Raw genomic sequence first — 14,767 nt, 5'->3', positions numbered from 1 at the left:
TACGTTTTCTGGGTACGGTGGGGTCATGACGTCACTCCACCCCGCCCCCGAGGACATCCAGGCCACCCTCCACGGCGAACGCGCCCATCACGACACCTGCCGCGCCGCCCTCGCCGCCATGGTCGACGGCGCCGCCGAACAGGTCGTCATCGGCGAGGACGTCTCCGCCTCCGGCGCCGACGCCGAGGTCCTCGGCCACCGGCTGCGCAGCCAGGCCAAAGCGCTGCGCGAACTGCCCGAGGGACCGCTGTTCTTCGGCCGTCTGGACTTCGCCGACGCGGACCCCGGGCACGGCGGGCAGAACTACCACGTCGGCCGGCTCCGGATCACCGAGCACCCGGCCGCCCCGCCGCTCGTCGTCGACTGGCGGGCCCCCGTCTCCCGTGCCTTCTACCAGGCGAGCGCGCGCGAGCCGCAGGGCGTCGAGGTCCGCCGGCGCTTCGGCTGGGCGCCCGGCAGCCGGGGCGAGTCCGCCGACCTCACCGGGTTCGAGGACGAGCGCCTGGGCCGGGGCGAGTCGTGCGCGAGCGACATCGTGGCGCGGGAGATCGAGCGGCCCCGCGTCGGACCGATGCGGGACATCGCCGCCACCATCCAGCCCGAGCAGGACGACCTCGTGCGCGGCGACCTCACCGTCTCCGTGTGCGTCCAGGGCGCCCCGGGCACCGGAAAGACGGCCGTCGGCCTGCACCGCGCCGCCTATCTGCTCTACACCCACCCCAAGCGCATCCAGCGCTCCGGCCTGCTGATCCTCGGCCCCAACCGCACCTTCCTCACCTATATCGCCGAGGTGCTGCCCTCCCTCGGCGAGACCGGGGTCCGCCAGTCCACCCTCCTGGACGAGATCGCCCGCCACCCGGCCACCGGTACCGACCCCGTCCCCGCGGCCACCGTCAAGCACGACGCCCGCATGGCCGAGGTGCTGCGCCGGGCGCTGTACGCGCGCGTGAGCGCCGAGGGGGTGACCGACCTCGCCGTACGGGACGGCTCCTACTGGCTGCGGGTCACCGCCGGGCAGCTGGCCGGCATCGTCGACGAGGTGCGTGCTCAGGAGCCGCCGTACGCGATCGGGCGCGAGCGGGTCCGTGCCCGGGTGGTGCGACTGCTGCAGGAGCAGGTGGAGCGGCGGTCGGGGCCGCCGCCGAACGCCTGGCTGCGCCAGGTCGAGCGGATGCGGCCGCTCACCGCCCGGCTCGACGTGGTGTGGCCGAAGGTCCGGCCCGAGGAGGTCCTCGCCGAACTCCTCGGCGACGGCGAGGCGCTGGCGCGGGTCGCCGACGGACTGCTGGACGCCGGTGAGCAGGCCGCGCTGCGGTGGCCGCGCCCGCCGCGCTCGTACAAGTCCGCCCGCTGGTCGGCCGCCGACCTCGTGCTCCTGGACGAGCTGTCGGGGCTGATCGAACACCCCGAGGGGTACGGCCACATCGTCGTGGACGAGGCGCAGGACCTCTCGCCGATGGAGTGCCGGGCGATCGCCCGCCGAGCCGCCTTCGGCTCGCTGACCGTGCTCGGCGACCTCGCCCAGGGCACCACCCCGTGGGCCGCCCGCGACTGGGACGTCCAGCTGCGCCACCTCGGCAAGCCGGACGCGGCCGTGGTGCCGCTGACCATCGGGTTCCGGGTGCCCGCCGCGGTGGTCGAGCTGGCCAACCGGCTGCTGGCACGGCTGGACGTGGCCGTGCCCGCCGCCCGGTCCCTGCGCCCGGACGGCGAACTGAGCATCCGGCCGACCGACGACGTGCCCGGCACGACCGTGACGGCCGTACGGGACGCGCTGGAACGCGAGGGATCGGTCGGTGTGGTCGCCGCGGACGCGGACGTGGCCCGGGTGCGGGACGCGCTCACCGCGGCCGGCATCCGGACGGCCGGACCCGAGGACCTGGGCGCCCGGGTGGCCGTGGTGCCGGCGAGTCTGGCCAAGGGCCTGGAGTACGACCACGTCGTCGCCGTGGAACCGGCCGCCGTCGCCGAGGCGGAGGAGCGGGGCGCGCACCGGCTGTACGTGGTGCTGACGCGCGCCGTCTCCCGGCTGGACGTCGTCCACGGGCGGCCGCTGCCGTTCTAGCGGCCTCGGTCCAGCAGGGGCACCAACTGCTCCTCCTCGTAGGTCAGATGGGCCTCCAGTTCGGCCGTGAGCCGGTCCACCTCGGCGCGGGCGGCGGCCGGGTCGGGGTGCGCGCCGGACACCGCGCGGCGCAGCTCCGCCACGAGATCGGCGATACGGACGTGCTCCTCGCGCAGCCGCTCCAGGGTGGGCGCGAGACGCGGATGCCGGTCGGCGAGGAAGGGGAACAGGACGGTGTCCTCGCCGGTGTGGTGGTTGTGGAGTCCCTGGCAGAGGGTGAGGCAGTTGACACGGAGCTGGGCGCCGAGGGTGGAGCCGTCGCCCGCGGCCATCTCCTTGCGGATCAGGTCGAGTTCGCGCCGGAACACGTCGTGGACGAGCCGGATCGCCTCGCCGGGCGAGTCCGCGGCGATGTCGGGCGGCCCGCCCTGCGCGATCTCGTACAGCGCGACGACGGGTATCACCCGGCCGCCCGCCTTCTCCTGGTACGCCTGCCAGCCCGGGTCGGTCTCCACCGCCCGTGCGAAGGCCCGCTCGCGCTCCTCGCCGGCCAGCACCTCGGCGCGGGCCCGGTAGGTGAACACGCCGCTCTCGACGGTCGCTTCGGGGCGGACGAGGAGGTTGCGGTACCAGTCGGGGTGGCGGGGCGAGCCGCCGGCCGAGGCGATGACCAGGATCCGGTCGCCGCCGTCGGGCAGATATCCGACCGGGGTGGTGTGCGGGGTGCCGGTGCGAGCGCCGGTGGTGGTGAGCAGGATGAGGCGGGCGCCTTCGAAGTAGCCGCTCATACGGCCGTGGTGGGCGCGGAACTCGTCGATGATCTTCTGATTGAACGCGTTGGGCACTCTGTCTTCTCTCTCTGCGGCTGGTCGCTTGCTTCAGTGCGCAGAGAAAGCGGCGGGCTCCTCGCCCGCGCGGACCTCACTCAGAGGCCGGGCACCCAACTCGCTCACGGCCCATGGCCGACCCGGCAGTCATGCCGTGACGCTACCGTCCCCCTCATGGCTGACGCCACCGGGTTCCAGGAGATCCCCACCCCCACCCTCGCCGATCTGCTCGGCCGTGAGCAGGTCATGGACATCGGCATCCGGCCGCTACGGCACCGTCTGTCGCCGGTCCCGCCTTCACCGTGAGCTGCCCGCCGACAACCTCATGCTGCACGCGGCGATCCACGGCGCCGTCACCGACGCCATGACCCGCGACGGACGGCGGGGCCTGCGGCGAGCGGGTGAATCCCTCGCGTGGCGTGGCGCACTATTGCAAGCATGTGCTTGCAATAGTTAGCGGCGATGGTGCAAGGTGGAGACATGGCATCGCTCAACGTCGGCAATCTCGGTGAGTACCTGCGCGAGCAGCGGCGCAACGCCCAGCTCTCGCTGCGGCAGCTCGCCGATGCCGCCGGGGTGTCCAATCCGTACCTGAGCCAGATCGAGCGCGGGCTGCGCAAGCCCAGCGCGGAGGTGCTCCAGCAGGTCGCCAAGGCGCTGCGCATCTCCGCCGAGACGCTGTACGTCCGCGCCGGCATCCTCGACGCCGAACGGGACCGGGACGAGGTGGAGACCAGAGCGGTCATCCTCGCCGATCCCACGCTCAACGAGCGGCAGAAGCAGGTGCTGCTCCAGATCTACGAGTCCTTCCGCAAAGAGAACGGATTCGGGGTCGGCGAAGCGGTGGAGGACCTCGGTGAAGGGGCCGCGGAGGAAGCGCCCGACGACACCGATGTCCCGAGCGACACCGTCGTACGCGGCACCCGCACGGCCGGCGGCAGTGATGCCGGTCCGCGGCGGACGGCCGGATAAGCCGGATCTGGACCATTCAGCCCCGGCCGCCGACACCGCGGACCACACCAACCTCAGCCGAACGCGAATCCGGGAGGACCATCACCATGGCCATCACCGACGACCTGCGCAAGACCCTCAGCGACCCGACCCCGCTCTACTTCGCCGCCGGCACCGCCGACCTCGCCCTGCAGCAGGCCAAGAAGGTGCCGGCTCTGGTCGAGCAGCTGCGCGCCGAGGCCCCGGCCCGGATCGAGGCCGTGCGCCACACCGACCCGAAGGCCGTGCAGGAGAAGGCCGCCGCCCGGGCCAAGGAGGCTCAGGCGACCCTCCAGACCAAGGTCAACGAGTTCATCGGCACCCTCGACGTCGACCTGAAGAAGTTCGGCGAGAACGCCCAGGACCTCGCGCTGCGCGGTGTCGGCGTCGCCGCCGAGTACGCCGTCAAGGCCCGTGAGACCTACGAGAAGGTCGCCGAGCACGGCGAGCAGGCCGTGAAGTCCTGGCGCGGCGAGACCGCCGAGGAGATCGAGGAGCTGGCCATCGCCGTCGAGGGCAAGCCCGAGCCGGCCGAGGCCAAGGAGCAGCCGAAGCCGGCCGAGGCCAAGGCCGAGCCCGCGGACAAGAAGCCCGTGGCGAAGAAGGCCCCGGCGCCTCGCAAGGCGACCGGCGCGAAGAAGACGACCCCGCCGGCCAAGTGAGCACGGCGGACCAGGCGGATACGGGCCGGGCACCTTTGGGGTGGCCGGCCCGTTCTACGGGTACCGTGGCGGCGTACGGACCGGGAGAGAGCGGGCGGTGGACAGCATGCTGATGTTGGGCTTCGCGGGGTTCATGGGGATCTTGAAGATCGTCATGATGGCCCTGGCCGCCTTCGGGCTCTTCGACGCCGCGTTCCGGCGCGAGGACGCCTTCCGCGCGGCCGACAAGCAGAACAAGGTCTTCTGGCTGATCATCCTCGGCATCGCGCTGATCGTCAGCTATCTGTTCTCGCTCCTGTCCATCCTGCCGATCGCCGGCGTGGTCGCGAGCATCGTCTACATCGTGGACGTGCGCCCCGCGCTCAAGCAGGTCGGCGGCGGCAGCGGCTTCGGCCGCCGCCGCGGCGGAAGCAGCAGCGACGGCCCCTACGGGCCGTGGAACGGCGGCCGCTAGCGGCTCCCGCCGTGGGGTTGCTCGTCGATCGCCGGGTGCGGGCGTGTGGCGAGCCCCGGCTCAGGACGTCCGGTCCAGCAGAACCACCGCCACGTCGTCGGTCAGCTCGCCCCCGTTGAGGTTGCGCACCTCACTCACCGCGGCCCGCAGCAGATCCTCACCCCGCAGCCCTTCGGAGAGCTGGCGGCGGATCATGTCCACCATGCCGTCCTGGCCCAGACGGTCCCCTTCCGTGCCGACCCGGCCCTCGATCAGGCCGTCGGTGTAGAGCATCAGGCTCCACTCGGACCCCAGCTCCACCTGCATCCGCGGCCAGCGGGCACCGGGGAGCAGGCCGAGGGCGGGGCCGTTCTTGTCGTACGGCAGCAGCCTGGCGGTGCGGCCCGGGCGGGCGACCAGCGGGGACGGGTGGCCGGCCAGGCACAGGCCCGCCCGGCGGCCGTCGGGGGCTATGTCCACCGTGCACAGCGTCGCGAAGATCTCCTCGTCCGCGCGCTCGTGCTCCAGCACCTCCTGGAGCGTGCTCAGCAGTTCGTCCCCGCACAGCCCGGCCAGCGTCAGCGCCCGCCAGGCGATGCGCAGCTCCACGCCGAGCGCGGCCTCGTCCGGGCCGTGGCCGCAGACGTCGCCGATCATGGCGTGCACGGTGCCGTCCGGGGTGCGGACGGCGTCGTAGAAGTCGCCGCCGAGCAGGGCCCGGGAGCGGCCGGGGCGGTAGCGGGCGGCGAAGCGCAGCGAGGAGCCCTCCAGCAGCGGCGTGGGCAGCAGCCCGCGCTCGAGGCGGCGGTTCTCCTGGGCGCGCAGCCGGCCCTCGGCCAGCCGCCGCTCGGCGGTGTCGGAACGCTTCCGCTCCACCGCGTAGCGGATGGCGCGGCTGAGCAGCCGGCCGTCCAGTTCGTCCCGGAACAGGTAGTCCTGGGCGCCCACGCGCACGGCCTCGGCCGCACGCTCGGCGTCGCCGGAGGCGGTCAGCGCGAGCACGGCGTGCCGGGGCGCGAGCTCCAGCACGTGCTTGAGCACGGCCAGCTCGTCGTCGTCCCCGCTGCCGCCGGGCGCCGGGAGCGCGAGGTCCAGCAGGATGCAGTGGACGTCGTCGGTGAGCAGCCGCTCGGCCTCGGTGAGGTTGCGGGCGGTGCGCACGCGGATCGGCTTGCCGGAGGAGTCCAGCAGTTCGGGCACGATCGGCGAACCGGCCGGATCGTCCTCGATCAGCAGCAGGGTGAGAGCGGCGCTGTTCGCGCCGGTGGCCGTGGCTTTGCGGTGAGCCTCTTCCTTGAGGGGGCCGCCTTGGACAGCGGCCTGCGCCTGACCACCTTCCACGGCCGGGATAGCTCTCTGCCGCGGTACGGGTACGGGCATCGTCTTGGGTTCCTTCCCTCCCCCCGAGGGCATGGTGGGGGCGAGGGACCTCGACCCACCGACCGGGACCATAGCGGTAGTGCCCGCCCCGATGGAATGGTGTGAGCCGCGTCGCTCCGGTGCAGGCCCCTGTCATATGCCGCGTTCTATACCGCAGTTGGACAGGCCGCCGCGGGATCGGGGATGACGAAGCTCACGTACCGCCCCGGTTTGGGCCGGGGGTTGGGCGTGCGGTGGGTCACACGGCGGGGGCTTCGGCGGCGCGCGGAGCCGGTGGTGCGGGGCGTCACATGACCTGGCTCACGCGTCCGGCCGTATGACGCCTCATGCGTTCGGCCGTACGACAGCCTCATGCGTTCGGCCGTACGACAGCCTCATGCGTTCGGCCGTACGACGGCCTCACGCGTCCGGCCGTACAACCCCCAGGATCGGCATCGAGCCCGCGCCCGCGACCGTGACCGTCCGACCCGGTCGCGGGGCGTGGATGATCGCGCCGTCGCCCACGTACATCGCGACATGGCTGGCGTCGTCGAAGTAGATGATGAGGTCGCCGGGGCGCATGTCCTCGATGTCGACGTGCTTGAGCTGCTTCCACTGCTCCTGCGAGGTGCGCGGGATGGGGTGTCCGGCCGCGTCCCAGGCCTGGGAGGTCAGGCCCGAGCAGTCGTAGGACCGGGGCCCCTCGGCGCCCCACACATACGGCTTGCCCAGCTGGGCCGTGGCGAACTCGACCGCCTTCTTGCCCTGCTCGGAGGCCTTGCCGTTGATCTCCTTGAGGATGCCCGTGTCCAGCCAGGCGGTCTGCGCCTTGTGGGCGGCCTCCTGCTCCAGTTCGGCGAGCCGCTCCTTCTCCTTCTTCTCCAGCCGGGATTCGAGCTGCTCCGCCTCGGTGATCTGCTGCGTGATCTTCTTCTTGGCGGCCGCCTTGGCCTTGCGGCCCGCCTCCAGCTTCTGCCACTGGGTGGAGGCGTCGTCGGCGTAGTCCTGCAAGTCCTTCTGGGTGCGGGTCATTTCGGTGATCAGCTTGCTGGTCGCCCGCTGGCCGTTGAGCACCGTCCCGGCGCCGTCGATGAACTGCTGCGGGTCGTCGCTGAGCAGGAACTGGGCCGTGGGCGGCAGTCCGCCGTCGCGGTACTGCGCCCGGGCCGCCGCGCCCGCCTGGTCCTTGAGCCCGTCCAGCTTCTTCTGGCCCTCGACGATCTTCTTCGCCAGCTCGACGATCCGGGCCGACTGCTGTTTCGCCGCCTCCTCCGCCGCGTTGTAGGCGTCGGTGGCCACGGCCGCGTCGTGGTACAGCTTGTCGAGCTTCTCGCGGACCTTCTCAAGGTCCTTGCCGGGCGGGGGAGTCGCGGACGGGTCCGGCGTCGCGCTCGTGCTCGGCGTGGGCTTCGGGGCGGCGAACGCCGCGCCGGGCGCGGCCAGCACGGTCACCGCGCACACGACGGTCACGGCAGCCGCGAGCAGGCCACGCTTGCCCGTACCCATACGTCCCCCAAACTGATTTACCGTCAGTAACTTACGGTCGCCTGAGGGATCGTGCCACGGACGGGCGCAAAGCGACAGAGGTCGTCGGAAGTCGGATTTTCGCCCTGTCCCCACGGCGCGCCGCCCCCGCCCTTTCCGTGCGCTTCCCTCGCCCTTCCAGCCGTCCTCCGTGCGCGCTTGTCCCTACCCCCGCCGCCCGCGGCGATCACCTCGCCCATGTGACGTACGACGGGCGCGTACCGTTCCCGTCGGCCGGCCGCTCAGCGGACGCCCGGTGCCAACGCCCCCCACGCCACGGTCACTTCCCCCTGCCGCCAGCGCGCCGGGGAGTCCGTCACCGGCCAGTCGGCCCGCAGGTCCCGCACCGCGCGGATCCAGCGCTGACGGGCGCCGTAGGAGGCGTAGGGCGCGGCGGCGGCCCAGGCGCGGTCGAAGTCGCGCAGGAAGGCGTGCACCGGCTCGCCGGGGACATTGCGGTGGATCAGCGCCTTCGGCAGCCGTTCGGCGAGGTCCGAGGGGCGTTCCAGGGAGCCGAGACGGGTCGCGAAGGTCACCGTCCGCGGTCCCTCCGGGCCGAGCGCCACCCACACGTGCCGCCGCCCGATCTCGTCGCACGTCCCCTCGACCAGCAGCCCCCCGCGCGAGGCGCCCGTGGCCGGGGCGAGCCGCGCGCACAACCGCTGCCACACGGCGGCGACCTCGTCCTCGTCGTACTGCCGCAGCACATTGGCGGCCCGCACGAGCACCGGGCTCCCGGTCACGGGCATCTCGAAGCCGCCGTGCCGGAAGGTCAGCCCTTCCCGCTCGTACGGCCTCGCCCCCGCGACCCGCTCCGGCTCGATCTCGATGCCGACCACCCGCGCGCGCGGGGCGACCGTGCGCAGCCGGCCGAGCAGTTCGACGGCGGTCCAGGGCGCCGCCCCGTAGCCGAGGTCGACCGCCACCGGATCCTCGGCGCGCCGCAGCTCGGCGCCGTGCACGGCCGCGATCCAGCGGTCCATGCGCCGCAGTCGATTGGGGTTGGTCGTCCCGCGCGTCACCGTTCCCACGACGGGGGTCCCCCCGGTCGAGCGAGGCCGAGAATGGGGGAGGGGCGTCGCGCGGGCTGTCATGCCTACGAGGGTATGCGGGGGCCGGATACACACGTTCGGTGTCGAACGGTTGAGCGATACATGGTCATGATTTGGTAAAACCGCTTACGGGGGAAATGGAGGCCACCCGCTCGCTGTTGGACCTGCTCGGAGGGCGTGGACGGTCCTCCGGTCGGCTTGCCCGCAGCAAGGAGGAACGCCACGTGAGCCAGTACGTCAGCAGGCTCGGGCGACGCTCTCCGGTGGCTCCCTCGCGGCTCAGGCTGCACCGCAGGCCCCGCCGCGTCGCCATGCTCTCCGTGCACACCTCGCCGCTCCACCAGCCCGGTACCGGGGACGCCGGCGGCATGAACGTCTACATCGTGGAGCTGGCCCAGCGTCTGGCCGCGATCAACATCGAGGTCGAGATCTTCACCCGGGCCACGGCGGGCGGCCTCGCGCCCACGGTCCAGCTCGCCCCCGGCGTCCTGGTCCGGCACGTCGACGCGGGCCCCTACGAGGGTCTCGCCAAGGAGGACCTCCCGGCCCAGCTGTGCGCCTTCACCCACGGCGTGATGCAGGCCTGGGCCGGCCACCGCCCCGGCTACTACGACCTCGTCCACTCCCACTACTGGCTCTCCGGCCACGTCGGCTGGCTCGCCGCCCAGCGCTGGGGCGTCCCGCTCGTGCACGCCATGCACACCATGGCCAAGGTCAAGAACGCCAACCTGGCCGACGGTGACACCCCCGAGCCCGCCGCCCGCGTCATCGGCGAGACCCAGATCGTCGCCGCCGCCGACCGGCTCATCGCCAACACCGCCGAAGAGGCCGGCGAACTCGTCCGGCACTACCGGGCCGACCCGGCCAAGGTCGCCGTGGTCCATCCCGGCGTGAACCTCGACCGTTTCCGCCCCGCCGACGGCCGCGCCGCCGCCCGCCACCGCCTCGGCCTCCCGCAGGACGCCCTGATCCCGCTCTTCGCGGGCCGCATACAGCCCCTGAAGGCCCCGGACATCCTGCTCAGGGCCGTGGCCGTCCTGCTGGACGAGCGTCCCGAGCTGCGCTCCCGGATCGTCGTTCCCGTCGTCGGCGGCCCGAGCGGCAGCGGCCTCGCCAAGCCCGAGGGCCTGCAGAAGCTGGCCGCCCGGCTCGGCGTCGCCGACGTCGTACGGTTCCGCCCGCCGGTCGGCCAGGAGCAGCTCGCCGACTGGTTCCGGGCCGCGTCCGTCCTCGTCATGCCCTCCTACAGCGAGTCCTTCGGCCTGGTCGCCATAGAGGCGCAGGCGGCCGGGACGCCGGTGCTCGCCGCGGCGGTCGGCGGCCTGCCGGTGGCCGTGCGCGACGGCGTCACCGGTTTCCTCGTGGAGGGCCACGATCCGGCGGACTACGCGCGCGTGCTGCGCCGGTTCGCCGACGAGCCGTCCCTGCCGGCGAGCATGGGCGCGGCCGCCGCCCGGCACGCGCGGTCCTTCGGCTGGGACGCGTCGGCGGCCGCCACCGCCGACGCGTACACGGCCGCGACCCAGGCGCACCGCCGTCGCGTACGCTCCCAGCATGGGTGACGTGGACAAGGGCGCGCAGGTCGTCGAGGGTGTCCTGAAGGACGCCGAACTGGAGTGGGAGAGCCCGGAGCCCGGCAACTACGTCGTCAGACTCCCCGGCACCCGCAAGCTCTCCACGACCGTCAGCCTCCTCGTGGGCCGCCACACCCTCTCCCTCAACGCCTTCGTCATCCGCCACCCCGACGAGAACGAGGCGGGCGTCCACCGCTGGCTGCTGGAGCGCAATCTCAAGCTGTACGGCGTGAGTTACGCCGTCGACCGCCTCGGCGACATCTACGTCACCGCCCGTCTGCCCCTCGCCGCCGTCACCGCCGAGGAGATCGACCGGCTCCTCGGCCAGGTCCTGGAGGCGGCCGACGGCGCCTTCAACACCCTGCTGGAGCTGGGTTTCGCCTCCGCGATCCGCCGGGAGTACGCGTGGCGGGTGTCCCGGGGGGAGCCGACGCGGAACCTGGATGCGTTCAAGCATCTGATCGAGCGTCCGGCTGACCGCCCGGCTGAACGACCGGCCGACTGACCGGACGTCTGCTCGTACGACCCCTTCCCTCCGCCCCGGGGTGGTGGCATGCTCGCCGCCAACGCATTCCTGAACGTCGTTCATATCCATGAATATGAAGGGGCGGCTGGACATGAACCACGGGCGCATCAGCAGACGGACACTCCTCGCCGGCGCCACCGCCGTGGCCCTGGGCGCGGCGACCGGTCCGGCGGCAGCGGCGACAACGCGAGTGCCGTCCCTGTGGCGGGAGTTCACCCGCACCCCGTTCACCCACCCGCAGATCCCCTACGTCGGCCGGGCGGGCTGCCGCACCACGGGCCGCGGCCGGGTCGTCGCCGACGTCACCGACTTCGGCGCCGTGCCCGACGGCGCCACGGACTGCGCCCCCGCGATCAACCGTGCCATCGCCGCCGCCGGAAGGGCCGGCGGTGGCACGGTCACCATCCCGCCCGGCACCTTCCTCATCGACGACCTGATCCGCGTCGGCGACTCGAACGTCGTCCTGCGGGGCGCCGGCAGCGGCCGTACGACCCTGTACGCCACGAAGAACCTCACCGAGCTGATCGGCGTCTACGGCTCCCGCTACGGCGGCGACAAGTCGTCCTGGTCCTGGGCCGGCGGTCTGATCTGGCTCGCTCCGAGGGCCCGCCTGGACTCCCTGGTGGCGGCGATCCGCGCCAGGTCCTGGCCCTTCGAGGGCTGGACCGGCAACAAGCGGGACGAGTGGACGACCCTCACGACCGTCGAGCCGGCCCGCCAGGGCTCATGGACGGTCACGGTCGCCGACGCGGCCGCGCTGAAGCCGGGACAGCTGATCCTGCTGCGCCTGGACGACGACAGGGCCCACACCCTCCTCCAGCACATGGCGGGCGGCGGCCCCGGCCCCGCGGCCTACTCCTGGGACGACAAGACGAAGCTGACCTCCTACGTCCCCTACGAATGGCCCGTCCGCGTCACCCGCGTCCACGGCCGCCGCGTCACCCTCGAACGCCCGCTCCCGCTCGATGCGCGCCCGGAGTGGGACCCCCGGCTGACCACGCACGTCCAGGAACTGACGGGCTCGGGCGTGGAGGGCCTCACCCTGGAGGCGGTTCAGACCCCGCAGTCCCCGCACCTGCTCGACAAGGGCTACAACGGTGTCGTCCTCCAATGCGCCTACGACTGCTGGGTGGACGACGTCACGGTCCGTCACGTCGACAACGGCTTCGGCCTGGTCGCCGCCTCCGCCTGCACCCTGCGCCGCACCCGCGTCGCCGGGCGGGGCTCCCACCACCCCTACTTCTGCCGCGAGGGCTCCCACGACAACCTGGTCGAGGACTTCACGATCGAGGAGCGCACGGTCCCCGCGCCGCCGAACACCCAGCTCCACGGCATCAACGTGGAGGGCCTGTCCTCCCACAACGTCTGGTCCCGCGGCGACATGCGGACGGGCACCTTCGACTCGCACCGCGGCCTGCCCTTCGCCGACGTGCGCACCGACATCACGGTGAACAACGACGGCCGCCACGGCGGAGACGCAAGCGCGGGCCCCCTGTTCGGCGCCCGCTTCACCCACTGGAACATCAGGGTCACCAACGGCCGCGCGGGCCTGATGAAGATCGACGGCCTGGCGCCCTGGTCGGCGACGGTGGGCCTGAACGAGGTCCGGGAGTTCGACCAGACCGACGTCCCCGACTTCACCGGCGATCTGCACTCCCGCCTGGAGCTGTACGGCGCCACGGACGCCGTACGCCCGCGCAACCTCTACGACGCCCAGCGCGCACTGTTCCGGTAGCGCCCGGGAGTCACCCCCACCAGCTTCTTGAAGTGCCGGGTGAGATGGGCCTGGTCGCAGAACCCGGTCGCCGCCGCCACCTCGCCCGGCGCCAGCCCGTCCAGCAGCAGCCGGCGGGCCCGGCCGACCCGGCGGGAGGTCAGGTACTGGTGCGGCGCGATGCCGTACGCCGCGCTGAACGCCCTGACCAGATGGGCGGGATGGGCGTGCAGCAGCCGCGCGGCGTCGGCGAGCGCGAGCCCCTCGGTGACCTGCGCGTCGAGCAGTTCGCGCAGGGAACGGGCGAGGGCGGGGTCGGGGCGGCCGGTGCCGCTCTCCCGGCGCCGCAGATGGTCCCTGAGCCGCTCCCCGACGAGGACCAGCCTGCTCTCCGCCTCCAGCTCGTCACCGGGCCGCCCGAGCGCGGCGTGCACCTGCCCGACCCGCTGCCGCAGTACGGGGTCCCGGAGGTCGGGCCCGTCGACGGCGGGACCGATCAGCTCGTCCCCGAGATGACTGCCGTCGAGGTACAGCACCCGCTTGCGGAAGCCGTGCGGGGTGGCGGGGGAGCCGTTGTGCGGGATGTGCGGCGGCAGCAGCGAGACGGTGTCGTGCGGGGTCCCGTGCTCGTGCCGGTCCAGGTCGTACCGTACGGCCCCGTCGTCGACGATGAGCAGCGTCCAGGCGTCGTGGACGTGCATCGGGTAGGCGTACTCGGTGAAGTGGGCGTGGAAGACCTCCACGACACCCGGGATGCGCGGGCGCCAGGCGGAGACCTCGGGCTGGACTGCGGCGGCCACGCAAAAAACGTACAAGACGACGGCGTACGACGACCGGCAGTCTCACTCCATGAACACCGAACAGCGCCCTGACACCCCGGCCGAGCCGATCCGTTTCGACACCAAGATCGCCGTGCTGCTGCGCGAGGACCTGGAGCCCTGGCAGCGCCTGAACGTGACGGCGTTCCTGGTCAGCGGCCTGGGCAGCCAGGTCCCCGAGGTGATCGGCGCCCCCTACGAGGACGCGGACGGCGTCTCCTACCTCCCGATGTTCCGCCAGCCGGTGCTGGTCTTCGAGGGCACGAAGGAGATCCTGACGGCGGCGCACGGCCGGGCACTGACGCGGGCCCTGCCGTGCGCGGTGTTCACTTCCGACCTCTTCGCGACGGGCAACGACCGCGACAACCGCGCCGCGGTGCGGGCGGTGACCACGGCCGGTCTGGACTTGGTCGGGCTGGCGGTGTACGGGCCGCGGAACGGGGTGGGCAAGGTGCTGAAGGGGGCGCGGATGCATCCGTGAGGCCATGAAAGCCGTCGCTTCTCCGCGGCTTTCACGCCCTCACGGCTTTCACGGCTTGGAAATCGGGCGCTCGGTATGCGTGGCGTGCCGGGGCCGGCTCTTGGCCGAGATCTGGCCGACGAGTTCCCCGAAGCACACCAGAGCGGTGACCGGTGGAATTCCGTAGATCACCGACGAAAGCACGGCGTGCGAGGCGTTACTGACGCACAACGCCACGGCCATCGCGGAGGCGGTCACCACAACGCACCAGGAACGTCGCGCACTGCGCCGCTGGACGGTGGCCCGCAGAACCGAGAGAGCGGCCACGAACCACGGCCCGTACACCGTCAGCGGCCAGCATTGCGCCAATCTCACGGGCAGCACGGTCGAGGCGATCCCGCGCAGTTGCCCATAGGAATAGGAGACGGACCATCCCAGCATGCACACCGCGCACAGCGAGACCATGGTGATCAGCAGCGTGACGTGCGTGGCGCGCCGGCCGCTGTCGTGCAGATGGGATTCCTGACGGAGTCGCCGGCGGCTGCTGCGGTGGCGGGAGGGAGTGTCCGAGTGAGTGTCCGAGTGAATGTCCGGCGGGGTGGGCGCGGGGCTCACACTGGACGTCGTGGACAGTATCTGGGCCAGCTCCTCGACCGGGTCCCAGTCGCTCGGCGGCGCGATGTCCGGTTCGGGGACGTTCCAGACCGGGTCGTAGAGACCGGTGGTGTCGTACAGACCGGTCTCGTCGTAAATCCTGTCCATC

The 14,767-nt window shown here is 72.3% G+C and carries 15 protein-coding genes; 9 read left to right on the top strand and 6 right to left on the bottom strand.

What is annotated here, in order from left to right:
- Positions 1-25: 25 nt before the first annotated feature.
- Entirely contained in the window at positions 26-2,065 is a 2,040-nt protein-coding gene (locus AVL59_RS45400; protein WP_067316137.1) for a HelD family protein, read from the top strand.
- On the opposite strand, the gene AVL59_RS45395 is transcribed toward AVL59_RS45400, so the two are convergent.
- Complete coding sequence (locus AVL59_RS45395) at positions 2,062-2,910, bottom strand: nitroreductase family deazaflavin-dependent oxidoreductase (RefSeq protein ID WP_067316135.1); 849 nt, start codon at positions 2,908-2,910, stop codon at positions 2,062-2,064. The genes AVL59_RS45400 and AVL59_RS45395 overlap by 4 nt on opposite strands.
- A 156-nt stretch (positions 2,911-3,066) precedes the next feature.
- Between AVL59_RS45395 and AVL59_RS55805 the strand changes: the two genes are divergently transcribed.
- From AVL59_RS55805 to AVL59_RS45380, 4 genes are all read left to right on the top strand, one after another.
- Positions 3,067-3,198: a hypothetical protein gene (locus tag AVL59_RS55805; RefSeq protein WP_257785116.1), complete on the top strand. Its 132-nt coding sequence runs from the start codon at positions 3,067-3,069 to the stop codon at positions 3,196-3,198.
- Positions 3,199-3,372: 174 nt separating this feature from the next.
- Complete coding sequence (locus tag AVL59_RS45390) at positions 3,373-3,864, top strand: helix-turn-helix domain-containing protein (protein ID WP_067316134.1); 492 nt, start codon at positions 3,373-3,375, stop codon at positions 3,862-3,864.
- Positions 3,865-3,950: 86 nt separating this feature from the next.
- Entirely contained in the window at positions 3,951-4,544 is a 594-nt protein-coding gene (locus tag AVL59_RS45385; RefSeq protein ID WP_067316132.1) for a hypothetical protein, read from the top strand.
- Between the two features lie 106 nt (positions 4,545-4,650).
- Complete coding sequence (locus tag AVL59_RS45380; protein WP_067318540.1) at positions 4,651-4,998, top strand: DUF2516 family protein; 348 nt, start codon at positions 4,651-4,653, stop codon at positions 4,996-4,998.
- A gap of 60 nt (positions 4,999-5,058) precedes the next feature.
- Here AVL59_RS45380 and AVL59_RS45375 read toward each other — a convergent pair whose 3' ends face one another.
- From AVL59_RS45375 to AVL59_RS45365, 3 genes are all read right to left on the bottom strand, one after another.
- A complete protein-coding gene (locus tag AVL59_RS45375; RefSeq protein ID WP_067316130.1) occupies positions 5,059-6,357 on the bottom strand; it encodes a PP2C family protein-serine/threonine phosphatase in 1,299 nt (432 codons plus the stop codon).
- A 399-nt stretch (positions 6,358-6,756) separates the two neighbouring features.
- Positions 6,757-7,842 carry a C40 family peptidase gene (locus tag AVL59_RS45370; protein WP_067316128.1) on the bottom strand — a complete coding sequence of 362 codons (1,086 nt, stop codon included), beginning with the start codon at positions 7,840-7,842 and terminating at the stop codon, positions 6,757-6,759.
- Positions 7,843-8,102: 260 nt separating this feature from the next.
- Positions 8,103-8,954: a class I SAM-dependent methyltransferase gene (locus tag AVL59_RS45365; RefSeq protein WP_372450410.1), complete on the bottom strand. Its 852-nt coding sequence runs from the start codon at positions 8,952-8,954 to the stop codon at positions 8,103-8,105.
- A gap of 182 nt (positions 8,955-9,136) precedes the next feature.
- On the opposite strand from AVL59_RS45365, the gene mshA reads away from it, so the two are divergent.
- The 3 genes from mshA (at position 9,137) to AVL59_RS45350 (ending at position 12,747) form a co-directional block, all read left to right on the top strand.
- Entirely contained in the window at positions 9,137-10,474 is a 1,338-nt protein-coding gene (gene mshA, locus AVL59_RS45360) for a D-inositol-3-phosphate glycosyltransferase (protein ID WP_067318536.1), read from the top strand.
- A complete protein-coding gene (locus AVL59_RS45355) occupies positions 10,467-10,991 on the top strand; it encodes a type III secretion system chaperone family protein (protein ID WP_067316126.1) in 525 nt (174 codons plus the stop codon). Before mshA ends, AVL59_RS45355 begins: the two co-directional genes overlap by 8 nt.
- 112 nt (positions 10,992-11,103) lie before the next feature.
- A complete protein-coding gene (locus AVL59_RS45350; RefSeq protein ID WP_208870557.1) occupies positions 11,104-12,747 on the top strand; it encodes a glycosyl hydrolase family 28-related protein in 1,644 nt (547 codons plus the stop codon).
- Here AVL59_RS45350 and AVL59_RS45345 read toward each other — a convergent pair.
- Positions 12,717-13,526, bottom strand: coding sequence for an AraC family transcriptional regulator (locus AVL59_RS45345; protein WP_067316124.1), 810 nt, complete (start codon positions 13,524-13,526; stop codon positions 12,717-12,719). The two genes, AVL59_RS45350 and AVL59_RS45345, sit on opposite strands and share 31 nt — an antisense overlap.
- A gap of 49 nt (positions 13,527-13,575) precedes the next feature.
- Between AVL59_RS45345 and AVL59_RS45340 the strand changes: the two genes are divergently transcribed.
- Positions 13,576-14,025, top strand: coding sequence for a DUF2000 domain-containing protein (locus tag AVL59_RS45340; protein ID WP_067316122.1), 450 nt, complete (start codon positions 13,576-13,578; stop codon positions 14,023-14,025).
- A gap of 48 nt (positions 14,026-14,073) precedes the next feature.
- Here the strand turns inward: AVL59_RS45340 and AVL59_RS45335 are convergent, their stop codons facing one another.
- On the bottom strand, positions 14,074-14,766 hold the full coding sequence (locus AVL59_RS45335; RefSeq protein ID WP_067316121.1) for a DUF2637 domain-containing protein: 693 nt from the start codon (positions 14,764-14,766) through the stop codon (positions 14,074-14,076).
- Between the last annotated feature and the right edge of the window lies 1 nt (position 14,767).

It is taken from the genome of Streptomyces griseochromogenes, from assembly GCF_001542625.1.
GTDB classification, from domain to species: Bacteria; Actinomycetota; Actinomycetes; order Streptomycetales; family Streptomycetaceae; genus Streptomyces; species Streptomyces griseochromogenes.
This window is presented reverse-complemented; position numbering and strand designations above follow the sequence as displayed.

Bases quoted from the DNA above. Each gene is read 5' to 3' on its own strand.
- AVL59_RS45400 (WP_067316137.1), top strand. From the start codon at position 26: ATGACGTCACTCCACCCCGCCCCCGAGGACATCCAGGCCACCCTCCAC.
- AVL59_RS55805 (WP_257785116.1), top strand. From the start codon at position 3,067: ATGGCTGACGCCACCGGGTTCCAGGAGATCCCCACCCCCACCCTCGCC.
- AVL59_RS45390 (WP_067316134.1), top strand. From the start codon at position 3,373: ATGGCATCGCTCAACGTCGGCAATCTCGGTGAGTACCTGCGCGAGCAG.
- AVL59_RS45385 (WP_067316132.1), top strand. From the start codon at position 3,951: ATGGCCATCACCGACGACCTGCGCAAGACCCTCAGCGACCCGACCCCG.
- AVL59_RS45380 (WP_067318540.1), top strand. From the start codon at position 4,651: ATGCTGATGTTGGGCTTCGCGGGGTTCATGGGGATCTTGAAGATCGTC.
- AVL59_RS45375 (WP_067316130.1), bottom strand. From the start codon at position 6,357: ATGCCCGTACCCGTACCGCGGCAGAGAGCTATCCCGGCCGTGGAAGGT.
- AVL59_RS45370 (WP_067316128.1), bottom strand. From the start codon at position 7,842: ATGGGTACGGGCAAGCGTGGCCTGCTCGCGGCTGCCGTGACCGTCGTG.
- AVL59_RS45365 (WP_372450410.1), bottom strand. From the start codon at position 8,954: ATGACAGCCCGCGCGACGCCCCTCCCCCATTCTCGGCCTCGCTCGACC.
- AVL59_RS45355 (WP_067316126.1), top strand. From the start codon at position 10,467: ATGGGTGACGTGGACAAGGGCGCGCAGGTCGTCGAGGGTGTCCTGAAG.
- AVL59_RS45350 (WP_208870557.1), top strand. From the start codon at position 11,104: ATGAACCACGGGCGCATCAGCAGACGGACACTCCTCGCCGGCGCCACC.
- AVL59_RS45340 (WP_067316122.1), top strand. From the start codon at position 13,576: ATGAACACCGAACAGCGCCCTGACACCCCGGCCGAGCCGATCCGTTTC.
- AVL59_RS45335 (WP_067316121.1), bottom strand. From the start codon at position 14,766: ATGGACAGGATTTACGACGAGACCGGTCTGTACGACACCACCGGTCTC.